Genomic DNA, 19,685 nt, shown 5'->3' with positions numbered 1-19,685 from the left:
AGGGCTTTGACGATAGTTGACGCCTTACCCGGTGTGACCGCCTCATATGCGATTTCTGTTCGTCAGGCCAGTGCTTTGCCTGCGGCTTCCTTCAGATTCCATCTCACGATGGACACCCTTGCCGTCCGGCTAGTGGTTCCCCTTGCCGGGTCCACAGGGGACTTGCACCCCCAAGTCATCCGGCCAGCACCACCTGTACCGGAACAGCGCCCGTCAAGGCGCTACGCGCCATGCCTGGCGCACATCGAGTAGGAGGGGGAGTTACCTCCCCCGTCCTCTCACACCACCGGGCATACGGTTCCGTACCACGGCGGTTCATGGTCGGCTCTGAAGCCGAGTCATCGTATCCAGCAAGCTTACCAGAGACAGACGGTCGAATACCCTCTTAGGCAGGGCCGCGTTCATATGAGTCGCGCCACTGTTCCACCAGGGTCCACGACCATTGGTCGCGCTCCTCCAAGCCCTTATCTCAGTCAAGCCTAGCCGTACCAGGTTGCGGGCCCGCGTGCGGGTCCGCTTCCACTGCTGCCACAGGATCAGGCGAAGCCGCCGTCTTATCCAGCCATCCAGGGCTTCGACCGAACGCTTCGAGGCGGTCAGGCGATAGTAATTTGCCCAGCCTCTCAGCACCGGGTTCAGGTTCCGGATGGTGGTCGTCAACGACTGTCCCCGTGACCGTTTCAGCAGGGGGCGAAGCTTGGCCATGAAGGCCTTCAGGCTTTTGGGCGCGACTCTCAACCGGACCTGACGTTTATGCCAGCTCACGCTGTAACCCAGAAAGCTCCGACGCCAGGGGCGGTCCACGGCGCTTTTCACCGTATTCACCTTCAGGCGCAAGCGCGTTTCCAGGAAGTGGGTAATACTGGCCATCACCCGTTCGCCGGATCTTTTGCTGCTGACGTAAATGTTGCAGTCGTCCGCATAGCGGCAGAACCGGTGTCCCCGCCGCTCCAGCTCCCGATCCAGTTCGGTCAGGAGCACGTTAGAGAGCAAGGGCGACAGGGGGCCGCCTTGCGGCGTGCCTTCCCGTCTCGGGCTGACCAGTCCTCCTTCGAGCATGCCGGCTTGCAGGTAACGCCGGATCAGGGTGAGTATCCGCCGGTCGGCTATGCGACAAGCCAGCAGGCTCATCAGCACATCGTGGTTGACCCGGTCAAAGAACTGGGCCAGATCCAGATCGACCACCCAGCGGTGGCCGTCGTTGATGTGTTGCTGCATCGCCTTGACCGCCTGGTGGGCACTTCGACCGGGGCGGAACCCATAGCTGTGATCCGAGAAGGTCGGTTCCAGCGTCGGGCTCAGCACCTGGTGAAGGGCTTGTTGGATCAGGCGGTCCTGCACCGTTGGGATACCCAGTGTCCGCTCCCCGCCTTGCGGCTTGGGGATACTGACCCGGCGGACCGGTTGAGGATGGTAGTCTCCGGCCAACAGCCGCTCGCGCAGCGTTGGCCAATGCTGTTGCAGGTGGCCCTTCAGGGCCATCACCGGCATCTGATCGACACCGGCGGCACCCTTATTGGATACCACCCGCTGATACGCACGCATCAGGTTCGGGCGCTCAAGCACCTGTTCCATCAGCGTGTTCGGCTCCGCGTTCGTCCACGAGTGAGCCCCCGCGTCTGCCTCGACACGGACTTCAGTCTCTGCCGGATACCGTCCAGCGCCTTCCTGAATGCCCTGCCCCATCCGGGTCGCTTCTGTCTTCATAAGCACACTACGAGAACTCATCGCCTACTAACGGCCAACCATGTTCGGCCCTTCCGTACGCGGTGACGCACCTACTATGGCCTCGGCTGAGTTCTGGCTCCCCATCCCCACCTCTCGCGAAGTGAGTAGCACAGCGGCAGAGAACCAGACTTCCCAGGGTAAGACGCGTGACCTTCACACTTATGCCCGCCGCATTTACGTCCACACCTTCCGTGCAAGTACAGGGCTTTGACGATAGTTGACGCCTTACCCGGTGTGACCGCCTCATATGCGATTTCTGTTCGTCAGGCCAGTGCTTTGCCTGCGGCTTCCTTCAGATTCCATCTCACGATGGACACCCTTGCCGTCCGGCTAGTGGTTCCCCTTGCCGGGTCCACAGGGGACTTGCACCCCCAAGTCATCCGGCCAGCACCACCTGTACCGGAACAGCGCCCGTCAAGGCGCTACGCGCCATGCCTGGCGCACAACGAAAAAGGCCGCTGGTTCCAGCGGCCTTTCGGGACAGGGTGGTAATCGGTTTTAGCGGGTACCGTACACCACCATGGTCTTGCCCTTGACTCGCACCAGGCCCTGGTCTTCAAGGGTTTTCAGAACCCGTCCGACCATCTCCCGGGAGCAACCCACGATCCGACCGATCTCCTGGCGGGTGATCTTGATCTGCATGCCATCAGGGTGGGTCATGGCGTCCGGTTCCTTGCACAGGTCCAGCAGGGTGCGGGCAACCCGTCCAGTCACGTCCAGGAAAGCCAAATCACCCACCTTGCGGGTGGTCTGGCGCAGACGTGAGGCCATCTGCTCGCCGATGAAGTACAGAACCCTGGGGTCCTGCTGGGCGATTTCACGAAACTTGGTATAGCTGATCTCGGCAACTTCGCACTCCGTCTTCGCCTTTACCCAGGCGCTGCGCGAATCCATGTTGTCGAACAGCCCCATTTCACCGAAGAAATCCCCAGCGTTCAGGTAAGCCATGATCATCTCGCGGCCATCGTCGTCTTCAATAATGACGGTAACGGAGCCCTTGACGATGTAAAACAGGGAATCGCTTTTGTCCCCTGCATAAATAATGGTGCTCTTGGCAGGGTAACGCCGGCGATGGCATTGCGAAAGAAAATAGTCCAGATGCTTGGTTTTCTGCTCAACCGGCTTGACGATAGTGGCCATAGTGCGAGTCATGCCTCCTTTGTACTGGCGGGATCCCAATGTTTTTATTCACCCTGCTTTCCCTGCGGGTTTATTCATTATGAGCGCAACTTATAACAAGATGGCCCGGTTTCGGCAACCTGAAACATTATAGACCACATCAGCGGGGCTGCTTTTCAGCGGGCTGCTGGTGCTGACGGGATGTGCTAGCATCGCTGCCAATCGTACGTTATATCCCACTCGGAGCGCGAAATCAGATGAAAGCAACCATTGACTGGACCGGCGACGCCAGCTTTCGGGCAACCAGCGGCAGCGGCCACTCGGTGCAAATGGACGGGCCACCCGACCATGGCGGCAAGGACCTGGGGCCACGCCCCATGGAAATGATGCTGATGGGGCTGGGCGGCTGCTCGTCCTTCGACGTCATGAGCATTCTGCAGAAAAGCCGTCAGGACGTCACCGCCTGCCATGCCGAACTCGAAGCGGAGCGGGCCGACGCCGTTCCGGCAGTGTTCACCCGCATCCATCTGCATTTCGTGGTCACCGGAAACAACCTCAAGGAAAACCTGGTGAAGCGGGCCGTCAGCCTGTCGGCCGAGAAGTACTGCTCTGCGTCTATCATGCTGGAAAAGGCGGGCGTTGCCATCACCCACAGCCATGAGATACGCGACACCGCCTGAACCGGCAAACAACAGGTTCCCACAACGCGGTCACAGCGGCCTGCCAGTCTGTGGCAAACCGGCGGTTATTACGGATGCTAGAATGTTGCCCCGTACTCTACCCAAATTGAAGGTCGATGTGCATAATACGCACCCTTCTCCGCCGGTCTGCGCAAAAGGTAAACAATCCGGTCAGTTATCGGTGGCGGCCTTGGTGGCATGCATCAGACAGACATGACCACTGACATTCATCTCCAGACAATTGGGGGGGCTGAACATGGAAACCAAACTACAGTTACATGGTTTCAATAACCTGACCAAATCACTGAGCTTCAACATCTACGACATCTGTTATGCGCAGACCGAAGAGCAACGTGAAGCTTACATTGACTACATCGATGAGATGTACAATGCCGAACGCCTGACCCAGATCCTCACCGACGTGGTCAAGATCATCGGTGCCAACGTGCTCAATATTGCCCGTCAGGACTATGAGCCCCACGGCGCCTCTGTCACCATGCTGATTGCCGAACACGAACTCAGCAACGGTGAACCGGACAACGAAGAGTCACCCGGCCCCCTGCCGGATGCCATCGTGGCCCACCTGGATAAAAGCCACGTAACAGTACATACCTACCCGGAGAGCCACCCCTACGAAGGCATCAGCACCTTCCGGGCGGATATCGACGTGTCGACCTGCGGTTTGATCTCGCCGTTGAAAGTACTGAACTACCTGATCCACAGCTTCGACTCCGATGTGGTCACGGTGGACTATCGTGTGCGCGGCTTTACCCGCGACGTGGACGGCACCAAGCACTACATCGACCACGACATCAACTCGATCCAGAACTACCTGACCGAAGACACCCAGAACGCCTACCAGATGATTGACGTCAACGTGTATCAGGAAAACCTGTTCCACACCAAGATGATGCTCAAGAATTTCGATCTGGATAACTATGTGTTCGGAGTCAATGCCAGCGATCTTGACCCCCAGGAAGCACAGTCCATCGAGGATCGTCTGCGCCGGGAAATGCTGGAGATTTTCTACTCCCGCAACGTAGAGTAGTAACACGCACAGAAAGATTGAGCCTGCGCCTTACCGGGGCGCGGGCCAACTTGTTCAATTTAACTGAACAACCATTCCAAGATTCTCCGATTTCATCTTCTTCCGTCACGCAGTTCAATAGCCTCATAGCGTTCTAATCAACCAAGAGGCTCTGAACATGAAGAATATTCTCATTATTACCGCAAGCATTTTTGGTCAGGACGGCCAGTCATCCAGACTCGTCAGTCAGACACTGGACCAGCTCCGGCAGACCTACGGCGACATCCAGGCCACCTATCGGGATCTCTCCGCAGAGCCGGTACCGCATCTGGACGCCGAACGGTTCGGTGCCTTCCTGACCAACGCGGACGACCGCGATGGCTCACAGCAAGGCGTCGTCGATTATTCAGATTTGCTGATCAGTGAAGTTGTCGACGCAGACGTCATTGTTATGGGTGTGCCGATGTACAACTTCGGTGTACCGTCGGTGCTGAAAGCCTATTTCGACCACATTGCCCGTGCCGGCATCACTTTCCGATACACGGCAAGCGGCCCTGTTGGCCTTCTGGAAGATCGGCCGGTGTACATCCTGGCGGCGCGCGGCGGCCTATACGCCGGCACGCCGAACGACTCCCAGACGCCGTTCATTCGATCCTTCCTTGGTTTTATCGGCCTCAAGGACGTTCACTTTGTCTACGCCGAGGGCCTGAATATGGGGGATGATAAAAAAGAGAATTCCCTGCAAGAGGCCGGACGAGCCATTGAAACCCTGACCGCCTGAACCCGGCGATTTTTGGCATTGGAAGGAGATCCGTCATGATAGAACGAACCCTCAGACAGGTTATTCCCGGTACCGAAACGTCCGATGGCGCCGGCGTTCGTATCAAGCGCTCCCTCGGACAGCAGCAGAACGTCCGTCTCGATCCCTTCCTGATGCTGGACGAATTCGGTTCCGACCAACCGCAGGATTACATGGCCGGCTTCCCGTCACATCCGCATCGCGGATTTGAAACGGTGACCTACATGATCGAAGGGCACATGCTGCACGAGGATCATCTCGGTAACCGGGGCAACCTGAAGAATGGCGGCGTGCAATGGATGACCGCCGGGCGGGGCATTGTCCACTCTGAAATGCCCCAGCAGGAATCGGGGCAAATGCGCGGTTTCCAGCTGTGGCTCAATCTGCCGGCTGCGGAGAAAATGAAACCGGCGGGTTACCGCGATATCCAGCCTGATGAAATACCAGCCATTACCTTCGATGGTGGAGTTATCAAGCTGGTGGCTGGAGAGCTGACCGTTGACGGCCAGATACACCAGGGCGCCGTCACCGGCGGTAGCACACGGCCTTTGTATGCGGATATCCACCTGGAACCGGGACAGGAAACCCTGCTGCCGATCGATCCGGAACTGGAAGGCCTGCTCTATCTGTACGCCGGAGAAGCGTCCCTGCATTCAGCGACAGGCCCCCAGCCCCTGAAACGCTCAGCGGCAAGCATTCTTTCCGAAGGTGACAGCGTCCGCGTTGGCGCCGGTAAGAACGGAGCCCGAGTGCTGCTGATTGCCGGCAAACCGATTGGCGAGCCTGTGGTGCAGTATGGCCCGTTTGTGATGAACAGTCGTGAAGAGATCGAGCAGACTCTGCGGGACTACAGGGACGGCCGCCTGACGGCCTGAAGGCCTTCAGGCAAAGGGCTTATGGGCGATCAGTTCCTGCACCAGCGGGCGCATGGTCAGATCCATGGCCAGCGATAGCTTGGTTCCCGGGATGACCAGCGTGTCGTACCGGGACAGGCTGCTGCCGCCAATCATTTGCAACAGATAGGGGAAATCCACCTCCGATGGGTCTCGGAACCGGATGACGATCAGGCTCTCGTCTTCTGTCGGCACATCGCGGACCACAAAAGGATTGGAGGTATCCACCAGCGGAATGCGTTGGAAGTTCACATGGGTGTGCGCGAACTGAGGGACAATATCGTGCACGTAATCGTCCATACGGTTGACGATGGTCTGAACGACGGCGTCCTGTGAGTACCCTCGCTTGTTGGTGTCGCGGTGAATTTTCTGGATCCATTCCAGGTTGACGATCGGTACCACTCCCACCAACAGATCCACGTACTGGGCAATGTTGTAGGCATCGCTGACCACGCCCCCATGCAGCCCCTCGTAGAACAGAAGATCGGTTTCCGCCGCCAGCGGTCCCCAGGGGGTGAAGGTACCCGGTTTGTGGCCGGCCTCAATCAACCGCCGGTCTTCGTCATGCACATACTGGCGGAACTGGCCGTTGCCGGTGTGCCCATAGTCATAGAACAGGGCTTCCAGCTTGTCGACATGGTTCGCCGCCAGGGCAAAATGATTGCGTTCACCGAACTGCCCCTTCGCCGCGAGGCGGGCCATCTGCTCACGGTTGTAGCGGTGGAAGCTGTCACCACTGACCATGGCGGCCCGCAGCCCTTCGCTGGCAAACAGGCGGCTGAATATCTCACCCGTAGTGGTGGTTCCAGCGCCGGAGGAGCCGGTAACCGCGATGATCGGATGGCGTTTAGACATAAGCAGGAGGTCCGGAAAGTCAGTCCAGGCTGGTCAGCAGCCGCGGCTTTTCGATGGTGAAACCCTGAGCGTAATCCACACCCAGACTGGTCAGCATATCGAGAACCGCGCGGGTTTCAACCCGTGAAGCAATCACTTCCCGTTTCATGTAGTGCGCCATATCCACCATGGACTTCACCATGGCCTGATCGGTTTCACTGGTGTCCAGTTGGCTGGTGAAGGCGCTGTCCAGCTTGATCATGTCCACCGGCAGGCTGCGCATGAACTGGAACGACGTTGGCCCACTGCCAAAATCCCCCAGGCAGAAACGGCATCCCAGCTCCTTCATTTCCTCAATGAATTCTGAAATACCCTGAATGTCGTTGATCGCGGAGGCCTCGGTTATTTCGAACCACAGTCGTTCAATGGGTGCGTCCTTCTGGCTCAGCTTGTCGTAAATAAACTCCATCAACTGCTGATCATTCAACGAGTGGCCAGAAAGGTTGATGCAAATCCCCCCCATGTGCTTCGGATCCGGTGCGTGGTCGCGCAGCCAGTCCAGCATATGCCCCACCACCCAGCGGTCCACCGCCTGCATGCGATCATAACGCTCCGCCATGCGGACAAAATCCTTGCCGGTGATAAGGTTGCCGTCATCACCATACATACTGATGAGAACCTCATACTGCGCTGCCATGGACGTACGCGCGTGCAGCGGGATGATCTTCTGGCAACGCAGCAACATACGCTCCTCGTTGAGATCCCCAAGGTTGGCCACCTTCGCTGCAATCTGCTCCTGACGGGCATGGTCATGCGCATCCAGAGTGTATTCCATCACCTTGCCATGGCCGCGTTTCTTGGCCGACTTCATGGCTTCCTCCGCCGCCTTCAGCCAACGTTCGGCATTTGCCAGCGCCGGCAACTCAGGTGCCAGGCCAACACTGGCAGAGAGATGGTAACTGCCACTGTCGAAAACAAATTCCATGGCTTCTATGGCTGAGACTATCCCACGGGACGCGTCCAGGGCGTTTTCCGCCGGCAACATAAACGCGAACTCGTTCCCCGAGAACCGGGCCAGCGGCATGCCATCACCAACATGGCTGCGAAGCACATCAGCCACCCTGCGCAATGCTTCATCACCGGCCTGATAGCCGGCCGTATCGTTGAGCAGACGGAACTGCCGCAGGTCCAGCAACACAAGAGCCCGCTGGTCCTCGCGCCTGGCCAGTTGCTGATCCAACATACGTTCAAATTCGCGGCGCCCCAGCAAGCCGGTCAGCTCGTCATGGGTGGACGCCCACGACAACTGGTCATAGACCTTACGCACCATCCGGTCGATGCTCTCATCCACCAGGGGCCGGTCGTACTGGTTGTCCGGAACGATAATGCCTTTGCGCATGTGTTGGGCCAAAGCCTCCAGAGCCAGCTCGACCACGCGCATACCCTGATGATTGACGAATACAAATCGACTGAAGCCTCGGGCTACCCATACCAGGCGGATATACTGGGGTTCATCCGGTTTTTCCTGATCCCGCAACCAGTCGCCGGTACGCAGTTGCTGTGCCCGGTTGATCCACCGCTGCAGGCTGCGCTGATCACGCTCGGACATTGCCTGACGCTTGTCGTCCTCGCTTTTCGACGGTGGAATCTCCACCATCTCGGGCGGGTTTTCAGGGCTGCGCACCAGGAACTGCTTGAGCTCGTCGCGTATCTGGGAGGACGGCATGTGGTTGCTGGAGATAGACGCCAGCCCATCCTGGATCACCCGCAGCAGTTCGGGCAGATTGATATTGCTTTGCGGATCCTCCGCGAAGGTCATCAGCGAATCGATCACCGACAGGTAATCCTGCCACAGTGGGCTGTCCTCTCCCTGGCGTATCCAGGTCAGCGACAGCAGGTCTCGCCAGCCGCCATCCAGCAGACTGACCACGGCTTTCGGCACTTTTTTCCCGGCCAGTTTAAGCTCCAGCACACGGGCAACCGCCTTCTTGGATTCAGAAACCTTCTGGGCGCCCTCCGCTGCTGCCGTTACCCTTTCCACGTTGCGGCGGTAGACCAGGTTCTGGCGATCAATCAGCGAGTCCAACTCCTGCACCGCGTTCTCGAACACGCTGGTATCCTGTTCAAAATCGGTGGCTATCCGCTGGATCAGCTCATCAATACGCCGCTGAACAACCGGATTGATGCGGCCGCCTTTCACACCCAACTGGGCCAGGCGATTCATCACACCGCGCACCGGGCTTTCCTGGTCGTCGAAGAATTCCGGGTCGCGCATCACCACTTTCAGCACTGGCACTTCCAGCTGGCGCATCCGCGACTGGGCGTATTCACTGAGTTTCGGGCTTTCCACCACACTGTTGAAGAAGCGGTCCACCACGTCCAGCGTGCCCTGTTGCTCTTCGCCCAGGGCATGTTCACCGCTTTCCTTCACTCTTTCCACGACACGTTCGCGGAGGGAGGGCTGGTCCGGAGCCACCGTCGCAGCCTGTACCTGGAGCTCCTGCAATTGCTTCTGTAACTCTCCGGCAGACAGCTCCCTCGCACCGGGGGAAAAATCAGCAGGAGCAACGTCGCCCCTTGCCAGGCGGCTGGCAGACAGGGTACCGAGGAGGTTTTTTACCGTGGCAAAAGCGTTCTGGGCGGCGCTGGCATAGCCCCGAAACTCGGTCACCGACTTACGGGATGACTGCTGGCTGCTCTTTTGCGCCGGGGCCTGCTGTACCGCCGCTCCAGAGTCGTCCGGTTGCCGTGCTTCCGTCGGCGGAGCTGGTTTTTTCTCGCTCTGTTCGGATGTCTTTGGCGCCTGCTCACTGAGATACTTGCTGAGATCCAGGTCCGGCAGCACACCATGGCGGATCAGGATGCTGTTCAACTCCCGGTACAGCGGCCCAAGGTGCATCAGCACCGATTTTTCGAAGACACGCAGGCAGACTTTTTCTACCTCGCGATCCGCCTTGAGCTGGCTCAAGCCAACATGGAAAGACTCACAGATCAGCGAAGGCCCTAACGGATTATGATGCCCCGTGGAATTGGCGATGCCCAGTTTATCGAGCCGCAACTTCAGCTGAAGCAATTCACCCCGATATTGGGTATCCGCCTTCGTGACCATCACCCGAATCGTCAGCCAGTCTTCGAACTCGCCCTTGTCGACAACCGACAATTCAGACCCTGGAAACCCCTTCGGAGCAGGCTTTAGTGGCGATTCCAGGCTACGCGCCATCTGATGCCAGATGACCCGCTGACGGGCCTGAAGCTGGCCAGAGGCATCCATGTACTCATTCGCCTGCTGGTCATTGCCAGCCTTCTGGGCAGCATCCCGCAAGGCGGTTGTCATCTGCACAAGGCAGGCATCCATCAACGGCTCAATATACTGAATCACCGCCTTCGCGGATTGATGCAGAACAAACTGGACCTTGTCACTGGGTGCCCGTAGTGACGCACGGTCCTGATGACGGTTGGCACCACATTGCTCCAGCATGGCGCTGACGGCTTCCGGGTTGGAGCGGGTAAAACTCACGCCCATGGCGCCCTCTATCCGCCGCCTGATATTTACATGAAGCTCATGGCGCTTACGGCCATCAGGGCTGCGAAAGCGTACCACCAGTTCCTCGGCACCCCGCGAGAGCACCTGATCCAGTTTTCTGGACGTTTCCCCGGAATAACGTACAAACAGGCCTTCCGCGCAAAAGTCGGCGATCTGGCACGGTAGATTGTCACCACTGCCAACATCCAGCTGAGCAGCGAGTTTAATCGGTTGGCGGGGACTAGAACGACGTTCTTTCGGATCCATGAACTACCTGATATCTGGTAAAGCCGAGTGACCCGATAGGGTAAACTGTTTCTGTCACCGGCCGGTATCCCTGAAAGGCAGCGGTAGCTACCTGCTACTTGGGGGAACATGGCTGTAATATAGCGTCTGGCAGCTATGCCAGCCAGCCACAAAATAACAGCCTGGACTATGAAACAGCTTAGTCAGATCTACTTCGTTATGCTACTGATAACGACACTTTCAGGGTGTACGACTTTAGGTTATTACAGCCAGGCGGTCAGTGGCCACCTGTCACTGATGATGTCCACGCAATCCGTGTCCGGACTGATCGACACACCATCAACACCGCCGGCGTTGAAGCAGAAACTCCTGGTGGCGAACGAAGCCCGTCAGTTTGCCGCGCATCGTCTGGCACTGCCGGTGGGAGACGCCTTTGCAAAGTACGCTGAGCTCGGGCGGCCCTGGGTGGTTGTCAATCTGGTGGCCGTTCCGGAGTTTTCCCTTCAGGCCCATCGGTGGTGCTATCCAGTGGTTGGCTGCCAGGCCTACCGGGGCTACTACGAGCTGGAGAACGCCCGGAACGAGCAGCAATTATTCATGGCGGACAACTACGACACGTTCATTGGTGGTGTCACCGCCTATTCAACCCTGGGCTGGTTCGACGACCCTCTACACACCGGCTTCACGTCGTTGCCAGACAACCGCATGGTAGCGCTGATGTTCCATGAACTGGCGCATCGCGTGGTCTATATAAGCGACGATACGGCCTTTAATGAGAGCTTCGCAACTGCCGTGGAGTTGGAGGGCCTCCGGCTGTGGCTAGAAACAGAGGGCGATGGTTCGGGGTTCCAGAGGGCGCTGGCGCGTCTACGTCAACGCAACCAGACCCTCGCCCTGGTCGAGGACGTATCACGGCAGCTTGAAGCACTCTACGCCCGACAGGGCACCCTGCCCAAGACGGAACTCCGACATCAGAAAGCGCAGCTGTTCCAGGCCCTCCAGGACGATTACCTGGCCCTGTCAGCAACCTGGGAGCAGCCAGGACCGTTTGGAGAAAATCCGACCGGACTGAACAACGCCAACCTCGCCCTGTTCAGCCAGTACAACCAGCATGTGCCCGCCTTCCGACAGTTACTCCGGGACCATGCTGGCGACTTCAGCGACTTCTATAAAGCGGTGGAGACCCTGGCAGATCAGTCCCAAGACATTCGACAGCGCCGGCTATCCGATCTAGGACAACGCTTTCACGAAGACCTTTGAGTTACGCTGGGTGTTGTAGGACGCCAGCTTCGGCCCCGGCAATTCACGCACCGTGGAAGGTTGGAACCCCCGTTCCCGGAACCAGTGTTCGGTCTGGGTGGTCAGCACGAACAACCGTTGGATGCCCTGGCCCCGGGCCAGCTTTTCAACCATCGCCAGGATGTCATCACCGCGACCGGCACGGCGATAGGCCTGGTCCACGGCGAAACATGAAAGCTCGCCCGCACCTTCATCGGGGTAATGGTAAAGCGCAGCGCATCCCACAATCGTGCCGTCCCGCTCAGCCACCACGAACCGACTGATTTCGGTTTCCAGCATTTCCCGGGAACGGCGCACCAGAATGCCCTGCTCTTCCAGCGGCTGGATCAAGCCGAGAATACCGCCAATGTCCTCCACCCGGGCCTGGCGGATCTGCTCGTAGTTGTCACCACTGACCAGCGTGCCCGCACCGTCACGGGTAAACAGCTCTTCCAGCAACGCGCCATCATCGACGTAACTGATAATATGAGCCCGACGCACACCTTTCACGCAGGCGTCACAGGCTGCCCGCAGCAGATCGCCATCATGCCCCTGCACCATACCTGCCGCCAGACGATCAGATGCCTGACGAGCGGACAGTTCACGGATCAGTCCGGCATTTTCATCCAGCAACCCCTGATTCTCGGCAAACATGATGAGCTTCTCAGCCTGTAGCGCAGCGGCCACCTGGCTACCCACATCTTCATAAGACAGGTTAAAGGCATCTCCGGTCGGCGAATACCCAAGCGGCGGCAGCAGTACGATATGGCCCAACTCCAGCAATTTCTCGATTCCGGCCACGTCTACCCGACGAACCTGCCCGGTATAGCCAAAATCGATGCCGTCCAGAACGCCTACCGGCCTCGCGGTGACATAGTTGCCGCTGCTTACCCTGATTCGTGCGTTATGCATGGGTGAGTTCACCAGTCCCATGGACAACTGGCTTTCCAGATACGCCCGCAGCCCACCAATGGCTTCCAGCACCGGCGTCAATTGTTGTTCCGGCGTTACCCGCAAGCCTCGGTGGAAAGTGGATTCTTCGTTTGCCGCGTCCAGACGCGACTGAATCTGGGGCCTTGCACCGAAGGCCACCACGAGCCGGATACCCAAACTGCTTAGCAAAGCAATGTCATGAATGATGTTGATCAGGTTGTCATGGGCAATCGCATCCCCCCCAATCGTCAACACCACAGTGCGACCACGGTGTGCATTGATATAGGGCGATGAGTGGCGGAATCCATGCAACCATTCGTTCGATTTCAAACTCTTCTCCTGCGAGTTTTCAGCTTATGGAGCGTTCCGGGTATTGGCGGGAGACTCTCCCAAAACACGCCCGTGAATACGTCCCTGTAGGGCTCGGTCGCGCCATCCCTGGCGCTCCACGGTTTTGGGAGAGTCTCCCGCCAATACCCTCGTTATACCTCTGAGCTGCCTTCCAAACGATCAAAGGCAGAACCTTGTGATCAATCCTTTGAGGATTTTTACCGCCGGGTCCAACTGCGACAACTCCAGGAATTCATCGGGTTGGTGTGCCTGGTCGATGTAGCCGGGGCCCATAACCAGGGTTTCCATACCCAATTTCTGCAACCACGGTGCTTCCGTGGCAAAGGCTACCGCTTCCGCAGTATGGCCTGTCAGTTTCTCACAGGCGCGGACCAGTTCGGCTTCGGCCGGGGTTTCAAATGGCGGCACACCATCGAACAACGGCTCAAATGTCAGCGACAACTCACGGCTTTTGGCGACCGGCTGCAGGGTGTCGAGTATCTCCTGGCGCAGTGCCTTCATGTCCATGCCGGGCAAGGGGCGCAGATCAAAATGCAACTCGCAGCGGGCGCAAATGCGATTAGGATTATCACCGCCGTGGATGCAACCCAGGTTCATGGTGGGTAACTGAACCTTGAAATTGGGGTTGCTGTATTTCGCCTGCCACCCCGACCGCAGCGCGAGCAGTTCACCCAGCGCTTCGTGCATGCCTTCCATCGCGTTGCGGCCAAGGGACGGGTCAGAGGAATGGCCGGACTGGCCCTCGAACACGAGGCGCTCCATCATGATGCCCTTGTGCATGCGCACAGGCTTCAAGCCGGTAGGCTCACCGATGACCGCATAGCGGGCCTTGGGACGACCGGCCTCGGCCAGCGCCCGGGCACCATCCATGGAGCTTTCCTCGTCGGCGGTGGCGAGAATGATCAGTGGCTGCTTCAGGTCCTGGTCCACAAAGGCTTTGGCCGCTTCAATGGCCAGCGGGAAAAAGCCTTTCATGTCGCAGGTGCCAAGGCCATACCAGCGGTCGTCCCGTTCGGTCAGGGTAAACGGGTCGCTTTGCCAGCGCTTGTCGTCAAACGGGACGGTATCGGTATGGCCCGAGAGCACCAGACCGCCAGGGCCGCTGCCCAGTGTCGCGATCAGGTTGTACTTTCCGGGCAATCCGGGCACTTCCAGTATCTCGACCTTGAACCCCATGGGCTCCAGCCATTCGGCCAGAGTACGCACCACCGGTTCGTTGCTGTGATCCCACTCGGCAGACGCACTGCTGATCGACGGCTGTGAAATCAGCCTGGTGAGCATCTCGCGAATGCCAGGCAGGTGTTGGATGGATCCGGACATAGAACACTCTCCGCCCCGGTGTGGGGCTAGCGGGCCTGGCCTTGGCGCCAGACCTCAAACGTTGCAATCAGTCTGATGGCGATCGGATACGCCACTTCCCCGCCATCGATCAGCCGTGCGACTTCCAGTCGTTCGTCACCCACGCTGACCAGGCGGCCTTCCACAACATTACCATTGTCCAGCGTAACTCTCACCGTGCGCCCGACCCAGGTTTCAGCATTCTCCGTGTCGGCCAGGTTCCAGCCATCGACGACCGGGGCACCCTCTCCCGGCACTACCGGTTCAAGCACTTCCTGAGGCACATCCGGCACCGCGGGTTCGACGCGCTCAAGATAGACATCGGGCACCACCGAACGGTTGTAGTGGACGGCCAGGCTGGCGTCTGCGGATTCATCGCTGCGAACAGGCACGCCCCATACCGGTGCCGAAGGATTCAATTCCAGGGTCAGTTCTCCGCCTTCTGTCAGCCACTGTCGGTAGAGGGCCAGCAACTGGTCACTGGCGCCAAAGCCACGAGCCGCCAGCGAGTCGCGAAACGCTGCCATGACGATACCGGCCCATTCCCCGGTTTCCACACCCGATTCCCTGGCACAGTAGGCCGCAACACGACGCATCAGGCCACCATCCCGCAATGTCACAGTAACCGGCGACTGCGTGGATTCCGGCAGGGCCGGCAATGACAGGGGATTCAGGCGAGCGCCGGGCCAGTCCAATTCCACGCTGCCGGCGTTGGCGGTCGTCAGCTCCGCGTAGAGACCATCGCCACTCTGAATGACCATAGCCTCCCCGGACACACCATCGACACCAAGACGCATCAGATCACCGCTACCCAACTGCTGGCGATGATCAGGACCGCAGACCGGTGAGAACAACGCCGGGGTTGCGTCGCCTGCTGCCGTCACCCAGTTACGGAACATGTTGGTGTCGAGACCCAGGCTCAGGTTCTCCGCCACCAATGACCAATGCGGGGGCAGGTCCGCAGGGTCCAGGAGCGCACGCACGAGGGCGACCGGAGAGCCTGCATTGAACATCAACCGGTCGAACGCCACCGGGCGGGTAAGCCGGAAATCCTGGTAGCTGCCATCACCCAGCACCAGTCGGCCGACGAGGTCCGAGCGAATATTACCCCGATCAATAACGCCCAGTTCCTCAATCGCCTGCTGGGCATCGGCCAGCCGCTGGTCAGCCAGCCACCAGACCGCCCCTTTGAACGACAGGTAGCCTATCAGGGCCAGGATAACCAGAAAGGTCAGCAGGCGCTTCATGATGTGGTCCTCTTGGGGCGTGACGCCAGGATGTTACCTCGCATTGCGAGGCAACAGGCGGCATTGGTCAGTTACGGGAGATCAGGGTGCCGACACCTTCATCCGTGAAGATTTCCAGCAGCGTTGCATGGGCTACGCGGCCATCAATGATGTGGGAGGTTCGAACACCATTCTCCACAGCGCTCAGGGCGCAGCGGATCTTGGGCAGCATACCGCCGTGGATGGTGCCATCGTCTATCAGCTCGTTGACCTGTTTTGCGGTCAATCCGGTCAGCACTTTGTCTTCCTTGCTCTTGAGGCCGGACACATTGGTTAGCAGGATCAGCTTTTCTGCCTTCATGGCTTCCGCCACCTTGCCCGCTACCAGATCGGCGTTGATGTTGTAGGACGCACCATCGGGACCAACACCAATCGGAGCGATCACCGGAATAACATTGCTACGGGTGAGCATGTCGATCACTTCCACGTTCACGCTGGCAACTTCGCCCACGTGACCGATATCAATGATTTCCGGACGCTGCAGCTCCGCGGAACGGTTCATGACTTCCAGCTTGCGGGCGCGGATCAGATTGGCGTCCTTTCCGGTCAGGCCAACTGCTGTACCGCCATGGGAGTTGATCAGCGAGACAATCTGCTTGTTAACCTGGCCGCCCAGCACCATTTCCACCACGTCCATGGTCTGGCTATCGGTAACGCGCATACCGTTCACAAAATTGGATTTGATGTTGAGGCGCTCGAGCAACTCACCGATCTGGGGGCCGCCACCGTGGACCACAATGGGGTTGATACCCACCAGCTTCATCAGAACGACATCACGGGCGAAGCTGCTTTTCAGCTCCTCATTTTCCATGGCGTTGCCGCCGTACTTGATCACTACCGTTTTTCCGGTAAACCGCTGGATATAGGGCAGCCCCTTACTCAGTACGGCCGCCACCTGCATTGCTGTTTCACGATCCAGAGCCATTCATCTTGCCTTGTTAGTCAGAAAAGTCGGTTCATTATTTCAGAGCTGTCAGAAATCCGCGACAAGGTCCGGAGCCGCCTTTTGAAGCTGCTCACGGAACACCGCCTTGATACGCTCGAGCGCCTCTTCGGTTTCAGCCTCGAAGCGGAGTACCAACACCGGTGTGGTGTTGGAAGCACGGCACAGGCCCCAGCCATCGGTAAATTCAACGCGGATACCGTCAATGGTGCTGATGTTTCCGTCACCGAAGTCCCCTTCGCGGCCCAGCTTTTCCATCAATGGGAACTTGGTCTCGTCGGAGACCTCCACGTTCAGCTCCGGGGTGCTGATATCTTCGGGGAAATCCTCAAAGACCTCATCGCAGTGCCGGTCTTCGATGCCAAGGATTTCCAGCAATCTGGCAGCGGAGTACAAGCCGTCATCAAAGCCCATCCAGCGTTCGCCGAAGAAAATATGCCCGCTCATTTCACCCGCCAGCAAGGCACCGGATTCCTTCATCTTGGCCTTCATCAACGAGTGACCGGTTTTCCACATGATTGGCCGGCCACCAGCCTCGGAGATCACACCCGCAAGGCGACGGCTGCACTTTACGTCGTACAGAACATCGGCACCGGGGTTGCGCGACACCACATCCCGGGCAAAAAGCATCAGCAGGCGGTCCGGCCAGATGATCTTCCCGGTGTTGGTCACAACGCCCAGGCGGTCGCCGTCGCCATCGAAAGCCAGGCCGATATCGGCGCCTTCGGCCTTCACGCGCTCGATAAGGTCCGCCAGATTTTCCGGCTTGCCAGGATCGGGGTGATGATTGGGGAAATTACCATCCACCTCACAGTAGAGCAGTATCACTTCGCAGCCCAACTCTTCGATCAGTAGCGGTGCAAGCTCTCCGGCGATGCCATTTCCAGCATCCAGCACCACCTTCAAGGGCGCCGCAACCGCAATGTCACCCACGATACGATCCAGATAAGCGCGGCGCACGTCCTCTGAAGACTGGGCACCATGGCCACTGGCAAAGTCACCCGTACGGATTCGCTGCAGCAGTTTCTGGATTGCCTCGCCGGACAGGGTTTCGCCACCCAGCATGATCTTCAGACCGTTATAGTTGGCCGGGTTGTGGCTGCCGGTCACCATAACACCGGAACCGTTATCCAGCTCGTGGGTCGCAAAGTAGAGTACCGGGGTGGGCACGGCCCCCACATGGATGACATTGCATCCAGTGGCCATGACGCCCCGCGCCAGCGCATCGGCCAGGTCGGGGCTGGAATGCCGGCCATCGTACCCGATGCACAGACTGTCCACTCCCCGCTCAATAGCCTCACTGCCGATGGCACGGCCGATGACGGTGACAATATCCGCCGTCAGGGTATCGCCAACAATGCCACGAATGTCGTAGGCCCGGAATATGGTGTCTGAGACCTCGGCCTCAGGCAGGCTGACCTCTTCGACGTCTGGCGTATCGTCAAGGCCATCGGACCCGCCGAAGCCCAGCACATCGTCATCGCCATCAAGCATATCAATGTCCAGTACATCCTTGTCCTGGAACAACGGCTCATCGGCGGTCGATGGGGATGGCTGCCGACTGCCCGGTTTCGGCCGCGCCGATTCACCGGCCTTGGCAACCCGTTTTTCCACCATCTGGGCGAGCCGGTGCAGCACTTCAGCCGTCGACGCCACCATGTCCCACTTCAACGTCGGTGGCTTCACCCGCTCACCACCAAAGACCTTATGGGCCCACTGGATAACAGCCGTTACGTCCTGTCGCAGCCCTTTCTGGGCATTGCCGAGCAAGACCCAGACAATGATTGCGGCGACCAGGGCCGGAACCAGCGCAAACACAATAGCCATCGTGCCACTGAAAAGCGGCGCGGGGGCAGTGGCAGGTTTGTATCGGAGCTTCCAGTCAGGGTTGACAAGATCCCGCTCGTACGTCGGGCCATTGCCACTACCGCGGCTGACAATGTTGCGGGTTGAACCATTTACCGACTGTACCAGGGAAAACTCTCCGCCCAATGCCGAGTTAACACCGGTCATCAGGGGTTGCAGCCGTGCAGCATCAAACACCACCAGGACACTGCCAGTGACGGCTCGACTCTGGGGGTTGCGAACCGGGGTCGACATCTGCAGATACCACTGGCCGTTGCGCGGAAACGCATCCGGGAAAAGCCTTTGCCCCGTCTCGGCGCGACGAGCAAGGTCCAGGCCGGAAAAACCCAGTGTGGGTTCGGAGGAGGTACGGGGGATGTCTCCGTAGGGGAAAAGGTAGACGGCCTCAATATCCGGCAACACCTTGGCAAGATTTGCTGCGGCGGCACTCAGAGAAGCCTCCCCTCTCAGGGCGGCGCGCACATAATCCTGATCGGCGACACCCTCAACCGTGGACTGCAGCAAGGCAAGCTGCTGATTGACGCGCACGGCCACGGCGTCTGCCTCCAGGGCAGCCTGACTGTCGTAACGACGGGACTCTGCCGGAACCGCCAACAGAAAATACAGCAATGCTGCCGAAGCCACGCCGGCAAGCACCACCACGACAGCCTGGGAAACGGCAACGGACGTCAGCCGTTTATGCCGTGGGCCGGTGGCTGATTTTTTCTCCTTGCTCTGTTTTTTTGTCTGCTTCCCGTCCGGTTTGGCATCGGGTGCAGCGTCCTCAGAGTTCTTCTTTTTACCAAGCTTCATAGTCCATCCTGCAGGTGTTATTCGCCCGAATTCTTCAATTATCAGGGAA

General features: G+C 58.6%; 14 protein-coding genes. 5 read left to right on the top strand and 9 right to left on the bottom strand.

Going from position 1 to position 19,685, the window contains the following annotated elements:
* Nucleotides 1-315 precede the first annotated feature (315 nt).
* Nucleotides 316-1,707, bottom strand: a complete 1,392-nt coding sequence (ltrA, locus tag SIC19_RS12470; protein WP_127401912.1) for a group II intron reverse transcriptase/maturase — start codon at nt 1,705-1,707, stop codon at nt 316-318.
* Between the two features lie 519 nt (nt 1,708-2,226).
* Nucleotides 2,227-2,868 carry a cAMP-activated global transcriptional regulator CRP gene (gene crp, locus SIC19_RS12465; RefSeq protein ID WP_007153756.1) on the bottom strand — a complete coding sequence of 214 codons (642 nt, stop codon included), beginning with the start codon at nt 2,866-2,868 and terminating at the stop codon, nt 2,227-2,229.
* 236 nt (nt 2,869-3,104) lie between these two features.
* Here crp and SIC19_RS12460 point away from each other — a divergent pair, with 236 nt between their 5' ends.
* The 4 genes from SIC19_RS12460 to SIC19_RS12445 all read left to right on the top strand — a co-directional run bounded on the left by SIC19_RS12460 (nt 3,105) and on the right by SIC19_RS12445 (nt 6,228).
* Complete coding sequence (locus tag SIC19_RS12460; protein WP_036210899.1) at nt 3,105-3,527, top strand: OsmC family protein; 423 nt, start codon at nt 3,105-3,107, stop codon at nt 3,525-3,527.
* 256 nt (nt 3,528-3,783) lie between these two features.
* Nucleotides 3,784-4,575, top strand: a complete 792-nt coding sequence (speD, locus tag SIC19_RS12455; RefSeq protein WP_036210896.1) for an adenosylmethionine decarboxylase — start codon at nt 3,784-3,786, stop codon at nt 4,573-4,575.
* A 157-nt stretch (nt 4,576-4,732) separates the two neighbouring features.
* On the top strand, nt 4,733-5,335 hold the full coding sequence (locus SIC19_RS12450; RefSeq protein WP_036210893.1) for an FMN-dependent NADH-azoreductase: 603 nt from the start codon (nt 4,733-4,735) through the stop codon (nt 5,333-5,335).
* A gap of 35 nt (nt 5,336-5,370) precedes the next feature.
* On the top strand, nt 5,371-6,228 hold the full coding sequence (locus tag SIC19_RS12445) for a pirin family protein (RefSeq protein WP_127401913.1): 858 nt from the start codon (nt 5,371-5,373) through the stop codon (nt 6,226-6,228).
* Between the two features lie 6 nt (nt 6,229-6,234).
* On the opposite strand, the gene SIC19_RS12440 is transcribed toward SIC19_RS12445, so the two are convergent.
* Both SIC19_RS12440 and SIC19_RS12435 read right to left on the bottom strand, forming a co-directional pair.
* Nucleotides 6,235-7,101: a phosphoribulokinase gene (locus tag SIC19_RS12440; RefSeq protein WP_075194216.1), complete on the bottom strand. Its 867-nt coding sequence runs from the start codon at nt 7,099-7,101 to the stop codon at nt 6,235-6,237.
* Between the two features lie 19 nt (nt 7,102-7,120).
* Nucleotides 7,121-10,870: a DUF1631 family protein gene (locus tag SIC19_RS12435; RefSeq protein ID WP_036210884.1), complete on the bottom strand. Its 3,750-nt coding sequence runs from the start codon at nt 10,868-10,870 to the stop codon at nt 7,121-7,123.
* A 168-nt stretch (nt 10,871-11,038) separates the two neighbouring features.
* On the opposite strand from SIC19_RS12435, the gene SIC19_RS12430 reads away from it, so the two are divergent.
* Nucleotides 11,039-12,109 (top strand): aminopeptidase, encoded by a 1,071-nt coding sequence (locus SIC19_RS12430; protein WP_036210881.1) that lies wholly within the window; start codon nt 11,039-11,041, stop codon nt 12,107-12,109.
* Here the strand turns inward: SIC19_RS12430 and argA are convergent.
* From argA to SIC19_RS12405, 5 genes are all read right to left on the bottom strand, one after another.
* Nucleotides 12,080-13,390: an amino-acid N-acetyltransferase gene (argA, locus tag SIC19_RS12425; protein ID WP_036210878.1), complete on the bottom strand. Its 1,311-nt coding sequence runs from the start codon at nt 13,388-13,390 to the stop codon at nt 12,080-12,082. The genes SIC19_RS12430 and argA overlap by 30 nt on opposite strands.
* Nucleotides 13,391-13,570: 180 nt before the next feature.
* On the bottom strand, nt 13,571-14,731 hold the full coding sequence (gene argE, locus SIC19_RS12420; protein ID WP_036210875.1) for an acetylornithine deacetylase: 1,161 nt from the start codon (nt 14,729-14,731) through the stop codon (nt 13,571-13,573).
* A gap of 26 nt (nt 14,732-14,757) precedes the next feature.
* The gene (locus SIC19_RS12415; RefSeq protein ID WP_036210872.1) at nt 14,758-15,996 is read right to left on the bottom strand and encodes an acetylornithine deacetylase; all 1,239 of its coding nucleotides are present in this window, start codon (nt 15,994-15,996) and stop codon (nt 14,758-14,760) included.
* A gap of 67 nt (nt 15,997-16,063) precedes the next feature.
* Nucleotides 16,064-16,960: an acetylglutamate kinase gene (gene argB, locus SIC19_RS12410; RefSeq protein WP_007153745.1), complete on the bottom strand. Its 897-nt coding sequence runs from the start codon at nt 16,958-16,960 to the stop codon at nt 16,064-16,066.
* A gap of 48 nt (nt 16,961-17,008) precedes the next feature.
* Complete coding sequence (locus SIC19_RS12405) at nt 17,009-19,636, bottom strand: phosphomannomutase/phosphoglucomutase (protein WP_127401914.1); 2,628 nt, start codon at nt 19,634-19,636, stop codon at nt 17,009-17,011.
* Between the last annotated feature and the right edge of the window lie 49 nt (nt 19,637-19,685).

The sequence above is a fragment of the Marinobacter sp. MIT930201 genome (assembly GCF_047122665.1).
Lineage (GTDB): Bacteria > Pseudomonadota > Gammaproteobacteria > Pseudomonadales > Oleiphilaceae > Marinobacter > Marinobacter salarius.
Note: the sequence above shows the minus strand (reverse complement) of the source record. Positions and strands in the feature narration are given on the sequence as shown.